This is a genomic window from Streptomyces sp. ERV7 (assembly GCF_001653515.1).
Taxonomy (GTDB): Bacteria; Actinomycetota; Actinomycetes; order Streptomycetales; family Streptomycetaceae; genus Streptomyces.
Map to the genome: position 1 here is coordinate 1,249,924 of NZ_LYOY01000029.1, position 24,016 is coordinate 1,273,939.

The following is a 24,016-nucleotide window of genomic DNA, read 5'->3' on the forward strand; positions in this document are numbered from 1 at the left end:
GGCAGTTCGCCGTCGGCGACCGGGATCGTCCACTGGCCGGTCAGCTGTCCGGTCAGGGCGGAGTCGTCCGTGAACGTCCACTGGCCGGTGGCGTGCCGGTCCTGCGGCGGTTCGCCCAGCGGGTCCGGCTCGGGCAGCGGGGGCGCGGGCACGGCGGACGCGTCGGGCCACTGCACCGACCGCACCTGGCTCTCGCCCCGGTCCGGCTCGGGCAGCGGCGTCGGGATCGCCCAGGCGCCGGTGGTGGCCGGGTCGGTCGTGGCGGCGGGCGTCAACGGCACGATCATCGGCGGCACATAGCCGTGCCCCGGCGCGGCCAGCGGGTCGCCGCCGAGCAGCGCGTCCAGGTCCGCGGGCAGCTGGACGAAGGCGGTCGCGCCGTCGTCGTACTCGCCGCCCTGCGGGACCGGCTGCCAGCCGCCCGTCCCGCGCGCGTGGTTGTCGTTCTCGCTCACGACAGCGCCCTCCCCAGTGCTCGTCGGGCCAGCGCGGCGACCGTGCGCCGCAGGTGCAGTACGGCGGGCGACAGCGCGGGGGGCTCCGTGCCGTCGGCCGCGGGTACCGGGTCCGGGATGCAGGCGGCGGCCACGTACTCACCGAAGGCGTTGAGCGCCTCCGGGGCCAGCGCCGCACGCTCGCCGTCCCAGTCGATCAGGGAGGCGATCCAGCGCTCGGCCTCCAGGGGCCGCAGCGGCATCGGCGCGATCGCGCCCACCGCGCAGCGCACCCCGCGCCGGGCCGGGTCCAGGACGACCGCGACCGAGGCGGTGGCGCGGCCGGGGCCGGTGCGGCCGGTCGCCTTGAGGAAGACCTGGGGAGCGTGCAGCAGGGGCACGCGGACATGGCCGATGAGTTCGGCGGGGGCGAGCAGCTCGCGCCCGGCCAGCAGGTGCGAGACCGGGATCTCCCGGCGGGCGCCCTCGGGACCGGCGATGACCAGGGTGGCTTCGAGCGCGGCGAGCACGGGCAGCGCGTCGCCGGTGGGCGCCGCCGAGGCGATGTTGCCGCCGAGGGTGCCCGCGTTGCGGATCTGCGGGGGGCCGGCGGCGCGCGCGGCCGCCGCGAGCGCCGGGATGAGCGCCGCGAAGTCCGGGCGCCCCATCCGCGCGTGCGTGAGCCCCGCGCCCAGAAGCGCATGGCCGTCCTGGTACTGCCAGCCGCGGATCTCGTTGATCCGGCCGAGGCCGACGAGGCCCGCGGGGCGCAGCAGGCCCCGGTTCACCGCCGCCATCAGATCGGTGCCGCCCGCGACGGGCACGGCGGCGGGCATGGCGGCGAGCGCCGCCACGGCCTCGTCGAGCGAGGCCGGCAGTGTCACCGACTGCGCCGCCTGCGGTGCGTGCGTGGTCAACCCAGCTGCCCCTTCCCGGTGTCCCGGCCGTCCCGACTGTCCCGCCAGTGTGTGGCTGCGTCTCCGCGTGTTGGCCGTACCGTACGTGCTCACAGCCCGGACGTGGCAACTCTGGCACATCTTCCGAGCCGCCCGACGCGAGGGTCCGCGAAGGACAGTTCCGTCCCCGACCAGGGGAATGGTCCGGATTCACGGCGGGTTGTACGACTTATCCGTACGGGACAGTCACCGATCACCGTTCCAGGGTCGGGGGCGGCGGGTCCCCGTCTTGCGCCCCGGCTCACACGTTTGGGGGCGACCCGTCGATCGGGCGTCCGAGCACTCCCGGGCGCTTTTGCCAGGGCAACGGGCCGCCGGGCGGCCGGTAGGCGACGCCGAGGGCGTCAAGTCGGGGGTAGTGCGAGCGCATTCGGCGCTCGAATCCGGCGAAGTCGCGCGCGGCGGGGGCGGGCAGCGCCGACCACGCCACCTCCGCGAACGCCGCGAGCCGGGGGAACACCTGGTAGTCCACGCGCCCCTGGTCCTGCATCACCTCGGTCCAGACATTGGCCTGAGTGCCCAGCACGTGCCGCGCCTCGGCCTCGGTCAGCTGGGGCGGCACGGGCTCGAAGCGGTAGACGTCCTCCAGGGTCCGTACGTATCCGATGGGCATCGGCTCGTCGGGCCCGGCCGCCTGCCGGTGGTCCAAGTAGACCTGCTGCTCGGGGCACATGACGACGTCGTGGCCCGCCCGGGCGGCCTCGATGCCGCCCGCGTAGCCGCGCCAGGACGAGACGGCCGCGCCGGGTGCGAGGCCGCCCTCCAGGATCTCGTCCCAGCCGATGAGCCGGCGGCCCCGGTCGGCCAGCCAGCGGTCGAAGTGGCGGATGAACCAGGACTGCAGCCCGTCCTCGCCCGCGAGACCCAATTCCTTGATGCGCGCCTGGGCGGCCGGGGACGCCTTCCACTGGTCCTTGGGGCACTCGTCGCCGCCGAGGTGGACGAACTCCGAGAAGGGGGCCGTGGCGGCGGGGAAGAGTTCGAGGATCTCTTCGAGCACTCCCTCGTAGAAGCGGAGGGTGTTGTCAGTGGGGGCGAGTACGTTCGGATTGACGCCCCAGGTGTCCCAGACGGAGAGGCGGGTCGTGTCGATGACGTCGGTGTTGCCCAGTTCCGGGTATGCGGCGATGGCCGCCTGCGAGTGGCCCGGAATGTCGATTTCCGGAACCACGGAGATATGCCGCTCGGCGGCGTACGCGACGATCTCGCGGATGTCGTCCTGGGTGTAGAAGCCGCCGTGCGGCTCCTCGCTCCACAACTCCGAGGCGCGGTGGCCGTACTTGGTCCGCGAGCGCCGGGCACCGACCTCCGTCAGCCTCGGGAAGCGCTTGATCTCGACGCGCCAGCCCTGGTCGTCGGTGAGGTGGAAGTGGAAGACGTTGAGCTTGTGCGCGGCCAGCAGGTCGAGGTAGCGCAGCACGCCGTCCTTGGGCAGGAAGTGGCGTGAAACGTCCAGCATCAGACCCCGCCAGGCGAAGCGGGGTGCGTCCTCGATGACTTGCCGCGCGATGCCGCGCCGCGCGCCCGGATCCGCGCACGCCCTGCGGTACGCGTCGGGCCCGAGCAGCTGGCGGAAGGTCTGCGCGCCCCAGAACACCCCGGCCGCGCTGCCACCCGCGAGCTCGACGGACTCATGCCCGACGGCGAGCCGGTACGCCTCGGGGGCGAGGGCGGGGTCCAGGCGCAGGGTGACGGTGTCCGGCGCGCCCGCCTCGCCGGGCGGCAGCGGGCGGGCGAGGGCCGCGCCGACGGTCGAGCGCAGCCACCGGGCCACGCCCTCGGTGCCGGGACCGGCCGCGAGTGCGGTCCCCTCCCCCAGGACGAAGGCGCCCTCCCCGTGCTCCACGGAGACAGGCGCCGGTACGAGATCCACGTAGTCCATGGCCATGGGGGACACGGTATCCCCCGCTACTACGTCGGCCGCGGGCCGTCTGTGGCTGGTCGCGCAGTTCCCCGCGCCCCTTAAACGCACCCCTGCGGGGCGCCTCTTCCGGGGCGCGGGGAACTGCGCGAGCGACCCAGCACGGTCCGCGGGCGAACACCGGGCCGAGAAGGGGGCCCGGCGGGACCTACTTCTTGTCCTTGCCGTCCTTGCCCTTGTCGCCACCGGCGCCCATGGACTCGTAGATCTCCTTGCACATCGGGCAGACCGGGTACTTCTTCGGGTCGCGGCCCGGCACCCAGACCTTGCCGCAGAGCGCGACGACGGGGGTCCCGTCGAGCGCGCTCGCCATGATCTTGTCCTTCTGGACGTAGTGGGCGAAGCGCTCGTGGTCGCCGTCGCCGTTCGATACCTGCGGTACCGGCTCTACGAGGGTCCCCGTACCTGCCCCGCGCTCGGGCTCAAGAGTGCTCATAAGTTCCTAGCGTACTGAAGCGCGGAGCGTACTGAAGCGCGGCGGGTTCAGTTCAGCGAAGGGTCGTCCGGGTAGGTCGCCACCATCGCCAGTTCGCTGCGCTGGCGGCGCAGCACCGCCCGCCACAGGGACTCCGGCTCCGGGGAGGAGACATCGCCCGGCTCGGACTCCACCACGTACCAGGCCCCGTCGGTCAGCTCGTCCTCCAGCTGGCCCGGGCCCCAGCCCGAGTATCCGGCGAAGATCCGCAGCGAGCCGAGGGCGGCGGCGAGCAGCTCGGGGGGCGCCTCCAGGTCGACCAGGCCGATCGCCCCGTACACCCGGCGCCAGCCCAGGGGGCCCTCGTCGCCGGGGATCACGGCGACGCCGAGCGCGGAGTCCAGGGAGACCGGGCCGCCCTGGAAGACCACGCCGGGCTCACCGGCCAGGGACGCCCACGGCTCCAGGATGTCGCCGACGCCGACCGGGGTCGGGCGGTTGAGGACGACGCCGAGCGAGCCCTCCTCGTCGTGGTCGAGGAGCAGCACCACCGCGCGGTCGAAGTTCGGATCCGCGAGGGCGGGAGTGGCGACGAGCAGCCGCCCTGTGAGCGAGGACACCTCGGTCATGCGGACATGATCCCGCATCTTCGCCCCCGAGGGGGAGCGCACGGCAGCAATGGGGCGCACCGGCTTCCTCACCACGACCCTCTTGGTGACCCTCCGCCGAACTGGCCTGAGCGGAGCGTGTTGTGGCGAATTCATTACGCTTGCGAACCCCCCTTGGCCTTACAGGACATGGGTAGAAGCCCCTTACCCTTTTCTCTGGCCCCCTGCCCGACGATTCCGGAACGCGAGATTCATGACCGGCACAGACGATGTACTGCTTGTCCACGGCGGAACCCCGCTGGAGGGCGAGATCCGCGTCCGCGGCGCGAAGAACCTCGTGCCGAAGGCGATGGTCGCCGCCCTGCTCGGCAGCGGTCCGAGCCGGCTGCGCAATGTGCCCGACATCCGTGACGTGCGTGTCGTACGCGGCCTGCTGCAGCTGCACGGGGTGACCGTCCGCCCCGGCGAGGAGCCCGGCGAGCTGGTCCTCGACCCGTCGCACGTCGAAAGCGCGAACGTCGCGGACATCGACGCGCACGCGGGGTCCTCCCGGATCCCGATCCTGCTCTGCGGCCCGCTGCTGCACCGCCTCGGCCACGCCTTCATCCCGGGCCTGGGCGGCTGCGACATCGGCGGCCGGCCGATCGACTTCCACTTCGAGGTGCTGCGGCAGTTCGGCGCGACCATCGAGAAGCGGGACGACGGCCAGTACCTGGAGGCCCCGCAGCGGCTGCGCGGCACCAAGATCCGGCTGCCGTACCCGTCGGTCGGCGCGACCGAGCAGGTGCTGCTCACGGCCGTGCTCGCCGAGGGTGTGACCGAGCTCTCCAACGCGGCCGTGGAGCCCGAGATCGAGGACCTCATCTGCGTACTGCAGAAGATGGGCGCGATCATCGCCATGGACACGGACCGGACGATCCGGATCACCGGTGTCGACAAGCTCGGCGGGTACACCCACCGCGCCCTCTCGGACCGGCTGGAGGCCGCCTCCTGGGCGTCCGCCGCGCTGGCGACCGAGGGCAACATCTACGTCCGCGGCGCGCAGCAGCGGTCGATGATGACCTTCCTGAACACGTACCGGAAGGTCGGCGGCGCCTTCGAGATCGACGACGAGGGCATCCGGTTCTGGCACCCGGGCGGCTCGCTCAAGTCGATCGCGCTGGAGACGGACGTCCACCCCGGCTTCCAGACGGACTGGCAGCAGCCGCTGGTGGTGGCCCTGACGCAGGCCACGGGTCTCTCGATCGTCCACGAGACGGTGTACGAGTCGCGGCTCGGCTTCACGTCGGCGCTGAACCAGATGGGCGCGCACATCCAGCTGTACCGGGAGTGCCTGGGCGGCTCGGACTGCCGCTTCGGCCAGCGCAACTTCCTGCACTCGGCGGTCGTGAGCGGCCCCACGAAGCTCCAGGGCGCGGATCTGGTGATCCCGGACCTGCGGGGCGGGTTCTCGTACCTGATCGCGGCGCTGGCCGCGCAGGGGACGTCCCGGGTGCACGGGATCGACCTGATCAACCGGGGGTACGAGAACTTCATGGAGAAGCTGGTGGAGCTGGGGGCGAAGGTGGAGTTGCCGAACGGTGCGCTGAGCTGACGCCGGTCCTGGCCCCGGCCCCACCCCGGGGCTCCGCCCCGAACCCCGCTCCTCAAACGCCGGAGAGGCTGAATCGCAACCGCTCAGGGACTGAATCACTCCCGCCCGAGGGGCTGGAGGTGGCTGAGGCCGGACTACCCAGGGGCGCGGGGAACTGCGCGACCAGCCACCCACCGGCCCGCAGACAAACACCGGGCCGAAAAGGGGCGCGGGGAACTGCGCGACCAGCCACCCACCGGCCCGCAGACAAACACCGGGCCGAAGAGGGGCGCGGGGAACTGCGCGAGCAACCCACCACCCACCCGCAGACGAAGAGGGGCGCGGGGAACTGCGCGAGCAACCCACCACCCACCCGCAGACGAACACCGGGCCCCAAAACACGGCAAAGGGTGGCCACCCCCCTCCACGGGGGTGGCCACCCTTTGTCTTTTAGCTAAGCGGCCTGCCTAGGGGCGCTTACTTGCCCTTCGCGGCTTCCTTGAGCTTCGAGCCCGCGGAGACCTTCACGCTGAAACCGGCCGGGATGTCGATCGGGTCGCCGGTCTGCGGGTTGCGAGCGGTACGAGCGGCACGGTGGGTGCGCTCGAAGGTCAGGAAGCCGGGGATGGTGACCTTCTCGTCGCCCTTGGCGACGACCTCGCCGACCGTCTCGGCGAGAGCGGCCAGAACGGCGTCGGCGTCCTTGCGGGTCACCTCGGCGCGGTCGGCCAGCGCGGCCACCAGCTCACTGCGGTTCATGTTCTTACTCCCGTGTTCTTCTTGCCTGTGAGGCGTGCCACGCGGCGGAAGCCGCATGTTGGGTACAGCGAAAGCCGATGCTGCCAGGGCCCTCGGACAGTCCCCGGACCCGGGTCTGTGTCAGACCCTCGCGCCCGGTTACGCATCCTGCCCCCACCTGTGGCGGGAAAGCCAATCCGGCACCCTTCGGAGTCACACGAAAAGCGCCACAGCCCCTTTGTGGTGACGCTCCGTCGACTCCGTGGAGACTCGCTGGAACCACCGGGGGCGGCGGACGCGGGCTCATGGTCCGCCACCCTACGGGCGGCCCCACAGCCCCGCATCCCGCGACGCGCCGGAGGTCAGGCGGACGTGGGGCCGGTCACAGCCCGGCGTCGGAGCCCGGCGTCACGGCCCGGCTCAGAGCGCGGCCTGGGCCGCCGTGCGCACCGCGCCCGCCACCGCGCCCGCGACCTTGTCGTTGAAGACCGACGGGATGATGTAGTTCGGGTTGAGCTCGCCCTCGCTCACCACGTCCGCGAGCGCGGTCGCGGCGGCCAGCATCATGTCCGTGTTGACCGTGCGCGACTGGGCGTCCAGGAGGCCGCGGAAGACGCCCGGGAAGACCAGCACGTTGTTGATCTGGTTCGGGAAGTCCGAGCGGCCGGTGGCCACCACGGCGGCCGTCTGGCGCGCGACGGCCGGGTCGACCTCGGGGTCGGGGTTCGCGAGCGCGAAGACGATGGCGCCCTCGGCCATCGCGCCCACGTCGTCGCCGTTCAGGACGTTGGGGGCGGAGACGCCGATGAAGACGTCCGCGCCGACCACGGCCTCGCGCAGCGAGCCGGTCAGGCCCTCCGGGTTGGTGTTCTCGGCGATCCAGCGCAGCGAGGCCATGTCGGAGTCCTCGTCGGCGCCGGCCAGGTCCGCGCGGCCCGAGTGGACGACGCCCTGGATGTCGGCGACGACCGCGTTCTTCACGCCGGCGGCCAGCAGCAGCTTGAGGATGGCCGTACCGGCCGCGCCCGCGCCGGACATGACGACCCGTACGTCGCCGATGCCCTTGCCCACCACGCGCAGCGCGTTGGTCAGCGCGGCGAGCACCACGATCGCGGTGCCGTGCTGGTCGTCGTGGAAGACGGGGATGTCGAGCGCCTCGCGCAGCCGGGCCTCGATCTCGAAGCAGCGGGGCGCCGAGATGTCCTCCAGGTTGATCCCGGCGAAGCCGGGAGCGATCGCCTTGACGATCGCGACGATCTCGTCGGTGTCCTGGGTGTCCAGGCAGAGCGGCCAGGCATCGATGCCCGCGAAGCGCTTGAAGAGGGCCGCCTTGCCCTCCATGACCGGCAGCGCGGCCTTGGGGCCGATGTTGCCGAGGCCCAGGACGGCCGAGCCGTCGGTGACGACGGCGACCGAGTTGCGCTTGATGGTGAGGCGGCGGGCGTCCTCGGGGTTCTCGGCGATCGCCATGCACACCCGGGCGACACCGGGGGTGTAGATCATCGAGAGGTCGTCACGGTTGCGGATGGGGTGCTTGGACGCCATCTCGATCTTGCCGCCGAGGTGCATCAGGAACGTACGGTCGGAGACCTTTCCGAGCGTGACGCCCTCGATCCCGCGCAGCTTCTCGACGATCTCGTCGGCGTGCGAGGTGGAGGTGGCCGCGATGGTGACGTCGATCCGCAGCTTCTCGTGGCCGGAAGCGGTCACGTCGAGGCCGGTGACCGAACCGCCGGAGGACTCCACGGCCGTGGTGAGCTGGGAGACCGCCGTTCCGCTGGCGGGCACCTCCAGCCTGACCGTCATCGAGTACGAGACGCTGGGCGCCGTTGCCATGACCGGGTTCCTCTGCTTTCCCTAGCTTCGTTGCTAGCGCCGCCCCGACTGTTGCCGGGCAGCGCCATCCGATGTTCGCACCTACCGGCGGGTAGCCGGTAACGCGCGCTTCATTCCGGAAAACAGTTTCCACCATACGAGAGATGATCGGTCGGCGGAAGCCCCTGGAAAACACAACAGGCCCACGTCATCCGAAGATGACGTGGGCCTGTCGCTCACGTGAAGACACCGACCCGCCATGCTCGCCTCGCGGCAAGTGGTCGCTCGAAGCGACTAAGGTTGGGCCCGGGGGCTTGGATCGAGCCGGTGCCGTACCCAGGCTAACAAACCACCCCGGCAAGTGATTCAAGCATCGCGAGTTGACTCCGCTGTATTTTCGGCGTTCCGCCGCGCTCAGTCCCGCAGCAGGTCAGGCACCCCGTCCGCATCCGGCTCGTCGCGCTCGCCGGAGACCACGGTGAGCTGCTGGGTGGCCCGGGTGAGCGCCACGTACAGCACCCGCAGCCCGGCGGGCGACTCGTCGGCGATCTCCGCCGGGGAGACCACCACCGTGGCGTCGTACTCCAGCCCCTTGGCCTCCAGGCTGCCGAGCGCCACCACACGCTCCCCCAGACCCGCGAGCCAGCGCGCCGCCTGCTCGCGCCGCCGCATCGCGACGACCACGCCGACCGTGCCGTCGACCTGGTCGAGCAGCCGGGCCGCCTCCTCCCGCACGGACTGGGCGAGGTCGGGGCCCGCCACCGAGAAGCGCGGCTCGACGCCGGTGGAGCGGACCGCCGCCGGGGACTTCATGCCCGGCATCGCCAACGCCAGCACCCGGGCGGCCAGTTCCGCGATCTCGGCCGGGTTGCGGTAGTTCACGGTCAGCTCGAAGCGGCGCCGGGGGCGCGAGCCCAGCGCCTCGTCGCGCGCGGCGGCCGCCTCGTCCGGGTCTGACCAGGACGACTGGGCCGGGTCCCCGACGACCGTCCAGGTGGCGGTGCGGCCCCGGCGGCCGACCATCCGCCACTGCATCGGCGTGAGGTCCTGCGCCTCGTCGACGATGACGTGCGCGTACTCGGTGCGCTCCTGTGCCAGGCGCTCCGCGCGCTCGCGCTGGGTCTCCTCGCGCTGCGGCATCAGCTCCTCAAGGCCGGTGAGCGCGTCCAGCGGGTCGTACTCGCGCTTCTTCCTGGGCCTGGCCGGGGTGCCCAGCAGCGTCTGGAGCTCGTCCAGGAGCGCCACGTCGTGCACCGAGAGGGGCCCGTGGCCACTCGCGTCGAGCCGCGAGAGGGAGCGGGCCAGGCGACGGGTCTCGCCGGGCGTGAGGACCCGCCGGGCCCAGCGGCCCAGGCGCCGCTCGTCGCCCATCGCCGCGAGCACCCCGCGCGGGGTGAGCTCGGGCCACCAGGCGTCCAGGAACGCGATGAAGCTGTCCTCGGAGGTGATGTCGTCGTCGAAGGACGAGCGCAGTTCGGCGGCGAGCTCGGGGTCGGTGTGCCGCCCGGCCGCCCCCGATCTGCCCCACAGGGCGTCCAGGAGCAGCTTGCGGGCGCGCGGGCGCAGCAGGTTGACCGGTGCGGTCCCACCGAGCACGTTGTGCCGGATCCGGCGCAGCTCCTCGGCCTCCAGCTCGACGCGCCGGCCGAAGGCGACCACGCGCAGCCGGGTGGGGGTCACCGGCGCCCCGGAGCCCGTCGCCCCGCTCTCCGCGCCCGCCTCGGCCGCCTCGCCGAAGGAGAGCTGCCCGGTGTCCTGCGGGGCGCCGCCCCGGGCCGGGTTGCCCCGCCGGGTCCTGCCGCGCGCCGGGTCCGCCGTCTCCAGGGCCCCGCGCGCCGCCTTGCGCAGCACCTGGAGCATCCGGGACGAGCCCTTGATCCGGGCGACCGCCGGGTCGTCGTACGCCGTGGCCTCGGCGCCGTCGACCAGGTTGCCGACCGCGCGGATCGCCACCTGGCCCTCCTCGCCGAGCGAGGGCAGCACGCCCTCGGTATACGCCACGAGCAGCGGCGTCGGGGAGACGATCAGGATGCCGCCCGCGTACCGGCGGCGGTCCTGGTAGAGCAGATACGCGGCGCGGTGCAGCGCGACGGCGGTCTTGCCGGTGCCGGGGCCGCCCTCCACATAGGTGACGGACGCGGCGGGCGCCCGGATCACCAGGTCCTGCTCGGCCTGGATCGACGCCACGATGTCCCGCATGGTGTGGCTGCGGGCCTGGCCGAGCGCGGCCATCAGGGCGCCGTCGCCGATCACCGGCAGCTCGGCGCCGTCGAGCGTCGCGGTCAGCTCCGGGCGCATCAGGTCGTCCTCGACCCCGAGCACCTTGCGGCCCTTGGAGCGGATGACGCGGCGGCGCACCACCCGGCCGGGGTCGACCGGCGTGGAGCGGTAGAACGGCGCGGCCGCGGGCGCGCGCCAGTCGATGACCAGCGGCGCGTAGTCCGAGTCGAGAACGCCGATACGGCCGATGTGCAGCGTTTCGGCGATCTCGGCGTACTTGCCGCCACCGTCCTCCCGTACGACCCCCTCGGCGGGCTCCACGGCCGTGTAGGCCCCGTCGGGGCCCTTCTTGCCGTCCTTGCCGAGCAGCAGGTCGATCCTGCCGAAGAGGAAGTCCTCGAACTCGTTGTTCAGGCGGTTGAGGTGGATCCCGGCCCGGAAGACCTGGGCGTCCCGCTCCGCCAGAGCTCCGGGCGTTCCCACCTGGCCGCGCTGGGCGGCGTCGTTCATCAGGAACTCCGCCTCGTGGATCTTCTCCTCAAGGCGGCGGTACACCTTGTCCAGGTGTTCCTGTTCGACTCCGATCTCACGGTCTCTGACCGAGTCGACAGCGGCTTCCTGCGCGGCCACCGAGGCCCCCTTCTGACGTGCATTGGGCAGCCGTCAACCGTACGCGAAGGGGGCGGGTCTGTCAGGCGGTGACCGGCGCGTGGCCGGTCACCTTTCAGGCCGGAACGTCCACCAGGGCCTTGCCGTCGAGGGTCCGGACCTCGAAATGGTCAATCTGGTCCCGGTTCATGGCGGTACCGCCGTGCACATAGAGCGGGTACTCCGCCTCCTTGTGCGGGCTGTCCTTGATCCCGTATCCCCACTTGGGAACCGCCCAGGTGGTCACCGTCTCCTGCGCGCCGTCCTTGCCGACCGCGATGAGGCTGCACTTCAGCGGGCCCTTCACGTTCTTCAGCTGGAGGACGGTGTGGGTGCCCCAGGCCTTCTTCTCGGTGCCGACGGTCGCGCTGACACCGGTCGTCGTGTCGGTCGCCGCCACCTTCTGGGTCATGTGGTTGAAGAAGGCGTCCTCGGCCGGGCTGGTCGGGTGCGGCTCGACGGGGGCGCTCTGGTGCGTACCGCCGTCGTCGGAGGTGGCCACCACGGCGATCGCCGGACCGCCGATGATCAGCGCCGCGGCGGCCGCCACCAGGTACGTGGTGCGGCGCCTGCGCCTGGCGCGCTGGACGGCCACCTCGTCGATGAGCCGCTCGCTCATGCTCGGCGGGGCCGGGCGCAGCGGCCGGTCGGCGGGACCGGGGAACTCCTTGAGGGTGGCGAGGAGCGGCTCCATGCCGCCGAGCTGGTCGAGCTCGGCCGCGCACGGGTCACAGCCCGCCAGATGGGCTTCGAAGGCGGTGGCCTCGGCGTCGTCGAGGATGCCGAGCGCGTACGCGGCGACCGCCTCGTGCTCGGACTGGTACTCCGGCGTGCTCATGCCGTCACCCCCCGTTCCTCCAACGCGAGTTTCATGGACCGCAGGGCGTAGAACACCCGGGACCTGACGGTCCCGCTCGGCACGCCCAGCACCTCGGCCGCTTCATTGACGGTACGTCCTTTGAAGTACGTCTCGACCAGCGCCTCGCGATGTGCGGGTGTCAGGTCGTCGAGCGCGTCCGAGAGCGTCATCAGCCACAGCGCCTTGTCGATCTCGTCCTCCGCGGGCATGACCTCCAGCGGCGACGGATCGACCTCCTGCGGCCGGGCCTGCCGGCTGCGGTGGCCGTCGATGACGATGCGCCGTGCGACCGTCACCAGCCAGGGGCGGACCGAACCGGTCGCTCTGTTGAGCTGACCGGCGTTCTTCCAGGCACGGATGAGCGTCTCCTGCACGACGTCCTCGGCCCGCTGGCGGTCGCCGGCGACGAGACGGAGCACATACGCGAGCAACGGGCCCGCGTGTTCGCGGTAGAGCGCCCGCATCAGCTCCTCGTCGGGAACGGAGCGGTGCCGGGCCCTCTGCGGACGGTCATCGGCCACGGCGGCATCCTTGCGCACCAGAACCTCCCGGTCGAGACCCTGCCGGCGCGCGGATCGCGTACCGGCTCATCCCTCCATACGGGCGGTTGTCCTGAACCATTCAAATCAGCGCGAGATTTTTGTTTACGCAGTGCCCGCACGGTCTTCACAAGGCAGCGGCCGCCGTACGACGCCGGTGGCGTGCGACCCGCTCCCGGTTGCCGCACACCTCGCTGGAGCACCAGCGGCGGCGGCGTCCTCGCGAGGTGTCCAGATAGAGCCGGAAGCAGTTGTCGCCCTCGCACTGGCGCAGCCGGGACCGGTCCTGCGGATCGGTGAGCAGCTCCACCGCGTCCCGGGCGACCACGGCGAGCAGCGCGGTGCAGTCGGGGGTGCCGCTGAGGGTGCGCACCAGCCGTCCGTCGGCGCCCCGGATCGCACGTACGCCCGGGGGTGCGGCGGCGGCCAGGGCATTGACCCGCTCCAGCGCGGCGGCGGCCGCGCCGCCCCGCCCGCCGAGCTCGGCGTGGACCAGCTGCCCGATCTGGTCGCGCAGTTCGGCGAACCGGACCAGCCACTGGCCGTCGGCCCCCGGGAGCGGGGTGCCCGGCGGCACGAGCCCGGCGCCGACGAGCCACTGCCCGAGCCGCCCGGAGCTGTCCAGCTGATCACTGTCGTACGCCCCGGTCGCCACCAGATCCAGACAGATCCGCCCGGAGTCGAACCGCAACATGCGCCACCGCCTTGGGGGTTACCGGTGAGTGCCGTGCCTCCAGAGTGCCCGCCCCGGGGCGAGGCCGGAAGCCCTCCTGCCGGGCGCGGGCGGGCCGTTCGGCCGATGGCCCGGGCCCGTCGGCGGGCCGTCGTGCAGGATCCGCCGGAACAGGCGGTGGCCGCGCCGGGCGCCGTCGATGTGGAGGTAGCGGGGGGCCACGCCGATCTCGGTGAAGCCGGCCTTGGCCAGGACGCGCTGGGACGCGGTGTTGGCGAGGACCGTACCGGCCTCGACGCGGTGCAGCCCGAGCTCCTCGCGGGCGGCCCGGCACACCTCCTCGACGAGCCGGGGCGCGGCCGTACGGGACGGGGCCCCGCCCCTACCCGGCGGCCTCCTCGGCCGCCGCTCCTCAGCGGTCGGCGTACTTGGCGTCCGCGCCCGGGTCGAGGGCCAGCCGGTAGCCGCGCTTGACCACGGTCTGGATGAGCTTGGGGGCGCCGAGGGCGGTGCGCAGCCGGGTCATCGCGGTCTCCACCGCGTGCTCGTCGGTGCCCGTGCCCGGCAGGGCCCGCAGCAGGTCGGCGCGCGAGACCACCCAGCCGGGCTGCTGGGCGAGGGTGCGCAGCAGCGACATCCCGGCGGGCGGGACGGGCCGCAGCTCGCCGTCGACCAGGACCGCGTGGCCACGGATCTCCACCCGGCGCCCGGCGATCGGCAGCGCCCGTGCCCGGGCGGGCAGTTCGCAGCAGAGCAGCTGGACCAGCGGCCCGAGCCGGAACCGCTCGGGCGCCACCGTCTTGATCCCGCGCGCCTGCAGCGGCAGCGCGGTGACCGGCCCGACACAGGCGGCCAGCACATCGCGGTCGAGCGCCCGCAGCAGCTCGGTGAGCTGCCCGCGCTCCTCGGCCCGGGAGAACAGCGAGGCGGCGGCGGGCGCGCTGGTGAAGGTGAGCGCGTCGACCCCGCGGGTCAGGGTGAGGTCGAGCAGCCGGTCGAGCGGGCCGAGGTCCTCGGGCGGCAGCCACCGGTAGACGGGGACGCCGACGACCTGGGCGCCGCCGGCCCGGAGCGCCTCCACGAAGCCGGGCAGGGGTTCGCCGTGCAGCTGGATCGCGATCCGGCGGCCCTCGACGCCCTGCTCCAGGAGCCGGTCCAGGACCTCGGCCATCGAGTCGGACGAGGGCGACCACTCCTCGGTGAGCCCGGCGGCCCGTATCGCGCCCTTCGCCTTCGGCCCCCGCGCGAGCAGCTCGGTGGCGCCGAGCCGGGCGAGCAGCGCCTCGCCCAGGCCCCAGCCGTCGGCGGCCTCCACCCAGCCGCGGAAGCCGATCGCGGTGGTGGCGACGACGATGTGCGGCGGTTCGTCGATCAGCTCCTTGGTGGCGGAGAGCAACTCGCCGTCGTTGGCGAGCGGGACGATCCGCAGGGCGGGCGCCTGCACCACGGCGGCGCCGCGCCGCTGCAGGAGCGCCCCCAGCTCGTCGGCGCGGCGGGCGGCGGTGACTCCGACCGTGAACCCGGCGAGGGGTCCGTGCTGTGTGTCGACCATGGCTCTCCAACCGGGGTGGTGCGGCGGTTCGCCCGAGCCTGTCAACCCCGCGTGACAGGCTCGGTTCGCGCGCATGTCCCCCGCGTTACGGCGAGGGCGGATGCGGCACGGTCCGTGTGACCTATTAGACCTCTTCAGACCTCGGCGTATACGGGCTCGGACAGTGTCTCCGCGCGGGCCGGACGGCGAAGGTATACCGCCCAAGTGGCTGTGAAACAGGCCGCGTAGAAGGCGAGGAAGCAGACGAAGGCGGCGGTTCCGGTGCCGTTGTTCATGAACGACTGGCGGAATGCGAGGTTGATCCCGAGGCCCCCGAGCGCGCCGACGGCGCCGATCAGCCCCATCGCGGCCCCGGACAGCCGCCGCCCGTACGCGGCGGCGGTCTCCCCCTCCATCCCCTTCGCCAGGGCCGTGGCCTGGAAGATCGCCGGAATCATCTTGTACGTGGAGCCGTTGCCGAGCCCGCTGAGCACGAAGAGCGAGATGAACCCGACGAGGAAGACGCCGAGGGACTTCTGTACGGAAGCGAAGATCACCACCCCGGTCGCGGCCGACATCGCGGCGAACGTCCACAGCGTGATGCGCGCGCCGCCGAACCGGTCGGCGAACGCCCCGCCCACGGGCCGGATCAGCGAGCCGAGCAGCGGCCCGATGAAGGTGAGGGACGCGGCCTGGAGCGGGGTGCGCCCGAACTGCGTCTGGAGGACGAGCCCGAAGGCGAAGCTGTACCCGATGAAGGAGCCGAAGGTCCCCACGTACAGGAACGCCATGATCCAGGTGTGCCGGTCGCGCACCGCCTCCAGGGCGGCGCCGGTGTCGTTCTTCACGGGCGCGAGGTTGTCCATCTTCAGCGCGGCGCCGACGGCGGCGGCCACGATGAGCGGCACGTACACCCCGAGCACGATCCGCGGGTGCGTGGCCCCGGCGGTCCCGATCACCAGCAGCCCGATGAGCTGCACGACGGGCACCCCGATGTTGCCCCCGCCGGCGTTGAGCCCCAGCGCCCACCCCTTCTTCCGCAGCGGGAAGAAGGAGTTGATGTTGGTCATGGAGGAGGCGAAGTTGCCGCCGCCGATCCCCGCGAGCGCGGCGACCAGCATGAAGGTGCTGTAAGAGGTGCCGGGCTTCATGACGGCGAACGCGGCGGCCGCGGGCACCAGCAGGGACAGCGCGCTGAAGATGGTCCAGTTCCGGCCACCGAACTTGGCGACGGCAAAGGTGTAGGGAATCCGCACGACCGCCCCGACGGCGGTGGCGGTCGATATCAGGAAGAACTTCCCGGCCGGGTCCACGTGGTACTCGGGCCCCATGAAGAGCACCATGACCGACCACATCGTCCAGATGGAGAACCCGATGTGCTCGGAGAACACGGAGAACCACAGGTTCCGCCGGGCGATCCGCTCCCCCGTACGCTCCCAGAACACCTCGTCCTCGGGATCCCACTCCTCGATCCAACGGCCTTTCATGACGCCTCCCTGATCGACGGGTCGTAGCGCTGCGGCGTGCGGGGCCGGTCCGCTGACTGTTTCCGGACACCGACGGTAGGGAGACCGCATTTCGCCCCCGTGCCGCCGCGTGACCGGTGGGCAACCTTGTGTTCACGGGGAGCGGGTGGGTGCGGTGAGGCCGCACCCGTCCCCGTCCTCACCGCGCCGGTCCCTCTTGTGTGAGCACGCCTGTACAGGGCGATCCTCGGGGGAAGGGGGGGTGGGGCGGAAACAGGAGGCGTCCGCAGTCGCACAGGGGACGGGATGCGGAGCCCGGACGCACGAAGAGGGCCCGGACGCGGTGGTCCGGGCCCTCGGGTGCCTCGATCGACGGGTGGCGGGCGCCCGTCAGCGCTTGCGGCGGCCGCGCTCCTTGCCGTCCGGCCACAGCCGGGGGCTGCGCTTGGCCGCCACGTCCTCGACCCAGCCGAAGCTCAGGACGCACAGCCCGATCAGCACCCAGGTGAAGGCGAGCACCGGCCAGGCGCTGTCCAGCAGCCACGGCACGCTCTCGCCCAGGGAGCCGACGTTCCACAGCTGGTCCCACATCGTCGCCGCGGCGAGGATGCACACGTTGTGCCAGAGGTAGACCGTCACCGCGCGCGAGTTGAGCAGGGTGATCAGCCGGTCCCAGCGGCGCAGCCGCGGCGGCCACTCGGACCACGAGGGGCTGAAGTGGAGGAGCAGCAGAACGGCGCCGAACGACCAGAGGGCCTGGGCGAGCGGGATCCCGTCCAGCTCGTTCCCGTCCCCGAAGTCGTTCCGCATGGCCCACCAGAGGCCGAGGCCGAGGATGAACGGGGCCACCGCCGGGACGATGTACCGCGGCACGCGGCTCAGTACGCCCTCCTGATGGGCCATGCCCAGGACCCAGCAGGCGCCGAACGTGGAGAAGTCGGTGATCGTGGAGTCGATCCGCTCCGGAAGGTCGAAGCTGCCGAGGGTCATGACCGCCGAGAGCACCAGCGGCGCCAGGATCGTCGTCCACGGCACCTTGCGCAGATACCGCAGGATCAGCGGCGACAGCAGGACGTACCAGAGGTAGGCGCGCAGATACCAGAGCGGCTCGGCGATGTTGCCCGCCCAGGAGCCGTCCAGGAAGCCGTGCACACCGGGGAGATCGGCCGCGAACGGGGGGTCGCTCAGCGGGACGATCCAGAACAGCAGGTGGGTCCACCACCAGCCCGGGTGCCCGTCCGCGTCGGGGCCCCAGCCCTGGGCGATCATGCCGGTGACGCCGATCGCGCCCAGCAGCCACATCGGCGGCAGCAGGCGGCGCATCCGGCTGCGGATGACCTGGGGGGCCGGGCGCTTGAGGGAACGCCCCATGAGGTTGCCCGCGAGCGCGAACATGACGCCCATGGACGGGAACGCCAGCGGCAGCCAGGTCCAGCTCATGAGGTGGTAGAGGACGACACGGAACAGCGCCAGCGCCCTGAGCAGGTCGAAGTAGCGGTCGCGGCCGGGCCTGGCCGGCGCCGCCGCCTCCGGCTTGTGGCGCAGGGCCGCGGCCGGCGGAGTCAGGTAGCGGGGGTCCGTTCCCTGCGCGGAGTGGGCGCCCGCGCCCTGCTCGGCGTACGGGGCCGCTCCCTGCTCGGCGTAGGGAGACGTGCCCTGTTCGCCTGTCCCGTACGGTCCGGGCTGCGGCCGGGCGCCCGTGGGCTCGGTGGTGGTCATGCGACGGGCCTCCGGTCGACGTTCTCCTTGCTGCCGCGCTGGGTCGGGATCCCGCCCGGCGCCTCCACCACTCCCGTACGCCGCAGCTTCTGCCAGCGCAGGCGGCCGCCGGTGAGGGCGGTGATCCAGGACTGGAGGAGCACCACGTACATCAGCTGGCGGTAGAGGACCTGCTGGAGCGGGAGCGAGACCAGGTGGGTGAGGCGTTCGCGGTCCAGGCGGAACGCGTAGGCCGCGCAGACGAGTTGGATCACCAGGACGCCCAGCCAGGCCAGCACGGTCTTCTGGGTCGGGCCGAAGACCAGGCCGTACAGGAGGAACACGTCGATCAGGGGGGCCAGGAGGGGGGCCAGGACCATGAAGAGCGAGACCAGGGGCAGTCCGACGCGGCCGAAGCGGCCCGAGGGGCCGCGCTCGAAGACGGCGCGGCGGTGCTTCCAGATCGCCTGCATGGTGCCGTACGACCAGCGGTAGCGCTGCGACCACAGCTGCTGTACGGACTCCGGGGCCTCGGTCCAGGCCCGGGCGTTCTCCGCGTACACGACCCGCCAGCCGTCGCGGTGCATCGCCATGGTGACGTCGGTGTCCTCGGCGAGGGTGTCCTCGCTGATGCCGCCGACCCGCTCCAGGGCGGTGCGGCGGAAGGCGCCGACCGCGCCGGGGATGGTCGGCATACAGCCCAGCACGTCGTACATCCGGCGGTCCAGGTTGAAGCCCATCACGTACTCGATGTGCTGCCAGGCGCCGATGAGCGAGTCGCGGTTGCCCACCTTGGCGTTGCCCGCGACCGCGCCGACCTTCGGGTCGCCGAAGGGCTGCACCAGCTCGCGTACGGTCGACGGCTCGAAGACGGTGTCGCCGTCCATCATCACGACGATGTCGTAGCGGGCGTTCCTGATGCCGTTGTTGAGGGCCGACGGCTTGCCGCCGTTGACCTGGCGGACCACCCGGACGTTCGGCAGCCACAGCGCGTCGACGATGTCCGCCGTGCCGTCGGTGGAGCCGTCGTCGACGACGATCACCTCGATGGGGTGGTCGCTCGCCATCAGCGAGCGCACGGTGTTGGCGATGCACTCCCGCTCGTTGTACGCCGGGACGATCACCGAGACCGGCTCGGTGACCTCGGGGCCCCAGCGGAAGCCGCGCCCCCGGACCTTGCGCGCGTGCAGGAAGGAGAGGATCAGCATCAGGCCGAAGCGGGCGAAGACCAGCACGCCGATCACCGCGAGTCCGCCCACCAGGATGTCGGTGGTGTGCTCGGAGACCTGGACGGCGAAGACGAACGCCTTGCCCTTCCACAGGTCCATGCCGGTGACCGGGGTGTGCGCGCTCGGCGCGTTCAGGGCCTCGGTCAGATTCACGAACGTGTAGCCCTTGCCCTGGAGCTGGGGCAGGAAGGTGTCGAGCGCGGCCACGGTCTGCGAGCGGTCGCCGCCGGAGTCGTGCATCAGGACGATGGCGCCCTTGCCGTGCTTGGGCGTGGCGTTCTTGACGATCGTCTTGATGCCGGGGCGCTGCCAGTCCTCACTGTCCGTGGAGTCGAGCGCGGTGATGTACCCGCGGCTGCCCACGTACTTGATCACCGGCCAGTTCTCGTCGTCGATCGCATCCGCGAACGACGAGTACGGCGGCCGGAAGAGGGAGGTGCGGATACCGGCGGCGCCTTCGAGGGCCAGCTGGTTCTGCGCGAGCTCCCAGTCGATGCGCGCGTGCGACTGGTAGGAGAGGTCGGGGTGGTTGAAGGTGTGCAGGCCCACCTCGTGGCCCTCGTCGACCATCCGCTTGATCAGATCGGGGTAGCGGGCGGCGTTGGCGCCGGTGACGAAGAAGACGCCGTGCGCGTGGTACTTCTTCAGCTGGTCGAGCACCTTCGGGGTCCAGGTGGGGTCCGGGCCGTCGTCGAAGGTGAGCACCAGTTTGTGCTTGGGGATGTCGAGGCTGGTGGGCTTGCCCGTGCCCCGTGCGTCGATGACCGGGCCGCCGTCCAGGATGCGCTCGGGCACCTCGTCGGTGGACGCCTCCGCGCGGATGCGGTGGTCGGCGAGTATCTCGTTGTGGACGTACCCGCGCAGCATCAGCATCGCGAAGAGGGCGACGAGGAAGAGCAGGGGCAGCAGATAGCGCATCGGCAGTCTGCGGCGTCTTCGCGTGCGGGGGGGCGTGGCGGAAGTCGTACGACGGGTCGTACGGCGAGGGGCTTTCACGTGCTGGCTCCAGAGGGCGGAGTCGGCTTCGTCGACAGCCCCGTCGGGCTGCTGGACGAAGCGGTGGGGAGACCGGGGCTCGCCGTGTGGCCGCCGATCGGCTTGGCACTCTGCGAGGTGCGGGGGCGCGGGGAGGTGGTGTGGGGGCCGGAGTGACCTGGACCGTCTCCGTCTTCTTCTCCTTGGCGGCGGGCCCGGGTATGCCGAGCCAGGGCGCGCGGGAGCTGCCGCCGAGCAGACTGCCGACCAACATCACCGCGTAGCAGGTGCATGCCAGCCCGAAGACCCAGCCGAGCCGGCGCAGGTTCTTGCCGCGGCGGCCGCTCTCGTCCACGAAGACGGGGCCGTCGGGGTCAGCGCCCGCGACGGGCGGCTGGATCTGGATCTGGACCTGGGGCTGCACCTGGGTCCATGCCTCGGACTCGGACAGCGTCCGGTCCTGCATCCGGTCCTGTACCCGGGGGTTGCCCAACTGCTGCCCGGCGACGTTCAGTTCCATCGTGTAGTCGTCGAGGGGCCCACGGGGCTCCTCGAACGGACTCCGGGGTCGCCCCTGAGGGGCATCTTTTCGCCAATTGTCCACTTGCGTACGCACTTCCCCACTGGATGATTCGCGGGTTGCGCGCACTCCTCTAGCGGGCACTGCGTTCCGGACCGGGTCCCCACCCGTTCCACGCACCCCCACTACCACACCGCACCCGGGGAATGAATGTAGCGCACGCCGCTGTGAGCCACGTTCACGCGCCAAGCGTTGTTCCTCAACTGGAACACCAGAGTGGCATCAGTGAGACATGAGGGGCAGATCTCCCTCCGGAAGCCAGCTTTCGGGGGGCAGATCCAGCCACCCGGAGGCCTCCGCCATCCGCCGGGCGACCTCCCGCAGAACCGCCAGGCCCGGGTGGGTCAGCCCCTTGCGCCACACCAGCGACACCGGGGACAGCGGTACGGGGTCGGTCAGCGGCCGGAGCACCATCCCGGGTATCTCCATGAAGTCGGTGCTGGCCAGCACCGACCAGCCGCGTCCCAGCACCACCCGGGCGAACTCGTCCTTCCCGGAGATCTCCGGGAACGGCGCGGCCAGTTCCGCACCCCGCCCCGCGACGAGCCGCGCGGCCAGATCCGTCCACTCGGCGGTGGCCGGATTACCCGCCGCCGCGTACAGCGTCTCGCCCGCGAGCGCGTCCACCGGCACCGCCTCCAGCCGGGCGAGCCGGTGGCCCTCGGGCAGCAGCACCGCCATCCGCTCGTACCGCACCGGCTGGTGCGAGAGGCCCGCCAGCACCGAGGGGTCGAGGCCCGCGACCCGGCCGAAGGAGACGTCGAGCCGCCCGGCCAGGATGTCGGCGGCGGCCCCGGTGAGCCCGCTCAGATAACGCGCCACGAACTCCTGCCCGGCCGCCGCCTCACGGGCCCGCACCAGCACGCGGTGGCCAGTGCCGACGGGGGCGCTGATGTCGACGAGCAGCGGGCGGACCTCGGCCGCCCAGCCCGCCCGGAGCTCGTCGTGCGCGGCGAGCACCCGCCGTGCGTACGGCAGCAGCCGCTCGCCGTCGGCGGTGAGCTCCACCGCGCGCGTGGTCCGCACGAACAGCTCGGCGCCCAGCTCGCGTTCGAGCCGCCGCACATCCCGGCTGAGCGCCTGCTGGGCGACGAAGAGCCGGGCGGCGGCCCGGGTGAAGTGCAGTTCCTCGGCGACGGCGGTGAACGCGCGCAGCAGCCGGGGGTCGATGTCCTGGGTCACGGACGGCAGTCAACCGCACGGGCGTTGACAACGGAAGTGCGTCAATCGCCCCTGATCAGGTGTTGGACGCCCGTGCCCCGGCCCGGGGAGGCTCGGTGCATGCCGCAACTGATGACCGTCTCGGGTTCCACGCTGGTGCTCGCCGGGCCCGCTCCGTACGAGGGCGCCCGCTCCGGGGGCACCCAGGACGCACGCGCTTCGCGCGAGCCCCGCCGCGAGGCACGCGAGGCGTACGGGAAGCCCCGCGAGAAGTCCGTGAGGACCGTCCCCTACCGCCGTCTCTTCGCCGTCCCCGGCGCCCGCGCCTTCACCCTGGGCAACCTCATCGCCCGGCTGCCCATGGGCATGTTCAGCGTGAGCGCCGTGATCATGATCGCCGGGTCGCGCGGCTCGTACGCCCTCGCCGGAGCCGTCACCGCCACCGGTCTCGCCGCGACCGCCCTGGTCGCGCCCTGGACCGCCCGCCTCGTCGACCGCCACGGCCAGGCCCGGGTCGCGGTGCCCGCCACCGCGATCGCGGTGCTCGGCTCACTGGCTCTGCTGCTCTGCGTACGCCTCGACGCCCCGGACTGGACGCTCTTCGCCGCGTACGCCGCGACCGCCACCACTCCCAACACCGGCGGGATGTCCAGGGCGCGCTGGGCGCACGTCCACCGCGGCGACCCGGCGGCGCTGCACACCGCCAACTCCTTCGAGCAGGCCGTGGACGAGCTGTGCTACACGCTCGGCCCGGTGGCCGCCGCGTTCCTCTGCACCGCCCTGTTCCCGGAGGCGGGCACGCTGGCCGGCGCGGTGCTCCTGATGACGGGCGTGCTGATCTTCTCGGCCCAGCGCGCCACCGAACCGCCGGTGGCCCCGCGCACCACCGCCCGGTCCCCGCTGCGCTCCCCCGGCCTCGCCCCGCTGCTCGCCGTCTTCCTCGCCACCGGCGCGGTGTTCGGCTCGATGGAGGTGGTGACCCTGGCGTACGCGTCCGGGCTCGGCCACGGTCCCTCGGGCGGCGCGGTCCTCGCGCTCCAGGCGGCCGGGTCGGGTGCGGCGGGGCTGGTCTACGGCTCGGTGCGGCCCGCGCGTTCGGTCTCCCGGCGGCTCCTGGTGTGCGTCGGCGCGATGACGGCGCTGATGTGCCTGCCGCTGCTCGCGGCCACCACCGGTTCGCTGGCGGTCCTGGCCGGCGCCCTGCTGCTCGCGGGCGCCGCGACCGCGCCGACCATGGTCACCGGGATGACCCTGGTCCAGCGGCTGACGCCCGAGGGCCGGCTGAACGAGGGGATGACCCTCGCGGTCACCGCGATCCTGGGCGGCATCGCGGCCGGCTCGGCCACCGGCGGCTGGCTGACCGACCACACGTCCGGCCCGGCGGCCTACCTCGCCCCGGTCTGCGCGGCGGGCCTCGCGCTGGTGGCGTGCGCGGCTGGTCCGGCGCGGCGGCGCTGATGGCGCGCGACCGTACCGTACGTACGACAAAGGCCCGGCTGCTCGATGCAGCCGGGCCTTCGCCTCACATGGGAATTGTGGAGATGGCGGGAATCGAACCCGCGTCCAACGGTGCGGAATCAGGGCTTCTCCGTGTGCAGTTCGCTGCGATTTTCTCAGCCCCGGAGATCACGCGAACAAGTCTCCGACGGGCTCAGCCACTGTTTGATTTCCTTCTGGGCCCCGTGACCGGGCTCAGAAGTTTAGATCCCTTGATGATGCCAGGATCCGGGTCGGGATCACCCCCGGGCTGACACTTCGCAAGTCGCTACTTAGGCAGCGAGGGCGAAGGAATCGCGCTTGGTGTTGGCGATTATTGGTTGCGACATATGGTTAACGAGATCATTGCCGCTTCCTCGACACGCTTCCCCTGCTTCGACATCCGCTGTCGAAACCGATCATCCCCATGTTTTGTTAACAATGTGCTCCACCCCGGGGGGCGGTGCTGAAGCCATGGTACGCGACGCGGACCGCGGCTCG

19 protein-coding genes, 1 other RNA gene and 1 pseudogene are annotated in these 24,016 nt (G+C 72.0%); 4 read left to right on the forward strand and 17 right to left on the reverse strand.

What is annotated here, in order from left to right; translation table 11 throughout:
* Positions 1-69 precede the first annotated feature (69 nt).
* Positions 70-300: a hypothetical protein gene (locus A8W25_RS34845; RefSeq protein WP_079125976.1), complete on the forward strand. Its 231-nt coding sequence runs from the start codon at positions 70-72 to the stop codon at positions 298-300.
* 151 nt (positions 301-451) lie between these two features.
* Here A8W25_RS34845 and A8W25_RS12045 read toward each other — a convergent pair whose 3' ends face one another.
* From A8W25_RS12045 to A8W25_RS12060, 4 genes are all read right to left on the reverse strand, one after another.
* Entirely contained in the window at positions 452-1,351 is a 900-nt protein-coding gene (locus A8W25_RS12045) for an FAD binding domain-containing protein (protein WP_067159623.1), read from the reverse strand.
* Between the two features lie 280 nt (positions 1,352-1,631).
* On the reverse strand, positions 1,632-3,278 hold the full coding sequence (locus A8W25_RS12050) for a beta-N-acetylhexosaminidase (protein WP_420708441.1): 1,647 nt from the start codon (positions 3,276-3,278) through the stop codon (positions 1,632-1,634).
* A gap of 181 nt (positions 3,279-3,459) precedes the next feature.
* Positions 3,460-3,747 (reverse strand): DUF3039 domain-containing protein, encoded by a 288-nt coding sequence (locus A8W25_RS12055; protein WP_067159626.1) that lies wholly within the window; start codon positions 3,745-3,747, stop codon positions 3,460-3,462.
* A gap of 47 nt (positions 3,748-3,794) precedes the next feature.
* Positions 3,795-4,355 (reverse strand): YqgE/AlgH family protein, encoded by a 561-nt coding sequence (locus tag A8W25_RS12060; RefSeq protein WP_067161085.1) that lies wholly within the window; start codon positions 4,353-4,355, stop codon positions 3,795-3,797.
* Positions 4,356-4,587: 232 nt separating this feature from the next.
* Here A8W25_RS12060 and murA point away from each other — a divergent pair, with 232 nt between their 5' ends.
* On the forward strand, positions 4,588-5,928 hold the full coding sequence (gene murA / locus A8W25_RS12065; protein ID WP_067159629.1) for a UDP-N-acetylglucosamine 1-carboxyvinyltransferase: 1,341 nt from the start codon (positions 4,588-4,590) through the stop codon (positions 5,926-5,928).
* Positions 5,929-6,384: 456 nt separating this feature from the next.
* Here the strand turns inward: murA and A8W25_RS12070 are convergent, their stop codons facing one another.
* From A8W25_RS12070 to A8W25_RS12120, 11 genes and pseudogenes are all read right to left on the reverse strand, one after another.
* A complete protein-coding gene (locus A8W25_RS12070; protein WP_067159632.1) occupies positions 6,385-6,666 on the reverse strand; it encodes an HU family DNA-binding protein in 282 nt (93 codons plus the stop codon).
* A gap of 399 nt (positions 6,667-7,065) precedes the next feature.
* Complete coding sequence (locus A8W25_RS12075; RefSeq protein WP_067159635.1) at positions 7,066-8,481, reverse strand: NAD-dependent malic enzyme; 1,416 nt, start codon at positions 8,479-8,481, stop codon at positions 7,066-7,068.
* A gap of 393 nt (positions 8,482-8,874) precedes the next feature.
* Complete coding sequence (locus A8W25_RS12080) at positions 8,875-11,310, reverse strand: HelD family protein (RefSeq protein WP_067159639.1); 2,436 nt, start codon at positions 11,308-11,310, stop codon at positions 8,875-8,877.
* Positions 11,311-11,404: 94 nt separating this feature from the next.
* Positions 11,405-12,166 carry an anti-sigma factor family protein gene (locus tag A8W25_RS12085; RefSeq protein WP_067159643.1) on the reverse strand — a complete coding sequence of 254 codons (762 nt, stop codon included), beginning with the start codon at positions 12,164-12,166 and terminating at the stop codon, positions 11,405-11,407.
* On the reverse strand, positions 12,163-12,726 hold the full coding sequence (locus A8W25_RS12090) for a sigma-70 family RNA polymerase sigma factor (RefSeq protein WP_067159646.1): 564 nt from the start codon (positions 12,724-12,726) through the stop codon (positions 12,163-12,165). The genes A8W25_RS12085 and A8W25_RS12090 overlap by 4 nt, the downstream gene beginning before the upstream one ends.
* A gap of 127 nt (positions 12,727-12,853) precedes the next feature.
* The gene (locus A8W25_RS12095) at positions 12,854-13,420 is read right to left on the reverse strand and encodes a CGNR zinc finger domain-containing protein (RefSeq protein ID WP_067159649.1); all 567 of its coding nucleotides are present in this window, start codon (positions 13,418-13,420) and stop codon (positions 12,854-12,856) included.
* Positions 13,421-13,438: 18 nt separating this feature from the next.
* Positions 13,439-13,756 (reverse strand): annotated as a pseudogene (locus A8W25_RS12100) (GNAT family N-acetyltransferase); the annotation flags it as partial.
* A 55-nt stretch (positions 13,757-13,811) separates the two neighbouring features.
* Positions 13,812-14,951 (reverse strand): uroporphyrinogen-III synthase, encoded by a 1,140-nt coding sequence (locus A8W25_RS12105; protein WP_067159652.1) that lies wholly within the window; start codon positions 14,949-14,951, stop codon positions 13,812-13,814.
* 134 nt (positions 14,952-15,085) lie between these two features.
* Positions 15,086-16,417 (reverse strand): nitrate/nitrite transporter, encoded by a 1,332-nt coding sequence (locus A8W25_RS12110; protein ID WP_067159655.1) that lies wholly within the window; start codon positions 16,415-16,417, stop codon positions 15,086-15,088.
* Positions 16,418-16,786: 369 nt separating this feature from the next.
* On the reverse strand, positions 16,787-18,115 hold the full coding sequence (locus A8W25_RS12115) for an acyltransferase family protein (protein ID WP_079125978.1): 1,329 nt from the start codon (positions 18,113-18,115) through the stop codon (positions 16,787-16,789).
* Positions 18,112-20,241 carry a bifunctional polysaccharide deacetylase/glycosyltransferase family 2 protein gene (locus A8W25_RS12120; protein ID WP_067159658.1) on the reverse strand — a complete coding sequence of 710 codons (2,130 nt, stop codon included), beginning with the start codon at positions 20,239-20,241 and terminating at the stop codon, positions 18,112-18,114. The genes A8W25_RS12115 and A8W25_RS12120 overlap by 4 nt, the downstream gene beginning before the upstream one ends.
* A gap of 78 nt (positions 20,242-20,319) precedes the next feature.
* Between A8W25_RS12120 and A8W25_RS33935 the strand changes: the two genes are divergently transcribed.
* Entirely contained in the window at positions 20,320-20,475 is a 156-nt protein-coding gene (locus A8W25_RS33935) for a hypothetical protein (protein WP_158942487.1), read from the forward strand.
* A gap of 625 nt (positions 20,476-21,100) precedes the next feature.
* On the opposite strand, the gene A8W25_RS12125 is transcribed toward A8W25_RS33935, so the two are convergent.
* Positions 21,101-22,060 (reverse strand): LysR family transcriptional regulator, encoded by a 960-nt coding sequence (locus tag A8W25_RS12125; RefSeq protein WP_067159661.1) that lies wholly within the window; start codon positions 22,058-22,060, stop codon positions 21,101-21,103.
* A 99-nt stretch (positions 22,061-22,159) separates the two neighbouring features.
* Between A8W25_RS12125 and A8W25_RS12130 the strand changes: the two genes are divergently transcribed.
* The gene (locus A8W25_RS12130; protein ID WP_234386407.1) at positions 22,160-23,497 is read left to right on the forward strand and encodes an MFS transporter; all 1,338 of its coding nucleotides are present in this window, start codon (positions 22,160-22,162) and stop codon (positions 23,495-23,497) included.
* Between the two features lie 75 nt (positions 23,498-23,572).
* Here A8W25_RS12130 and ssrA read toward each other — a convergent pair.
* Positions 23,573-23,942, reverse strand: a transfer-messenger RNA (tmRNA) gene (ssrA, locus tag A8W25_RS12135).
* Positions 23,943-24,016: the final 74 nt, after the last annotated feature.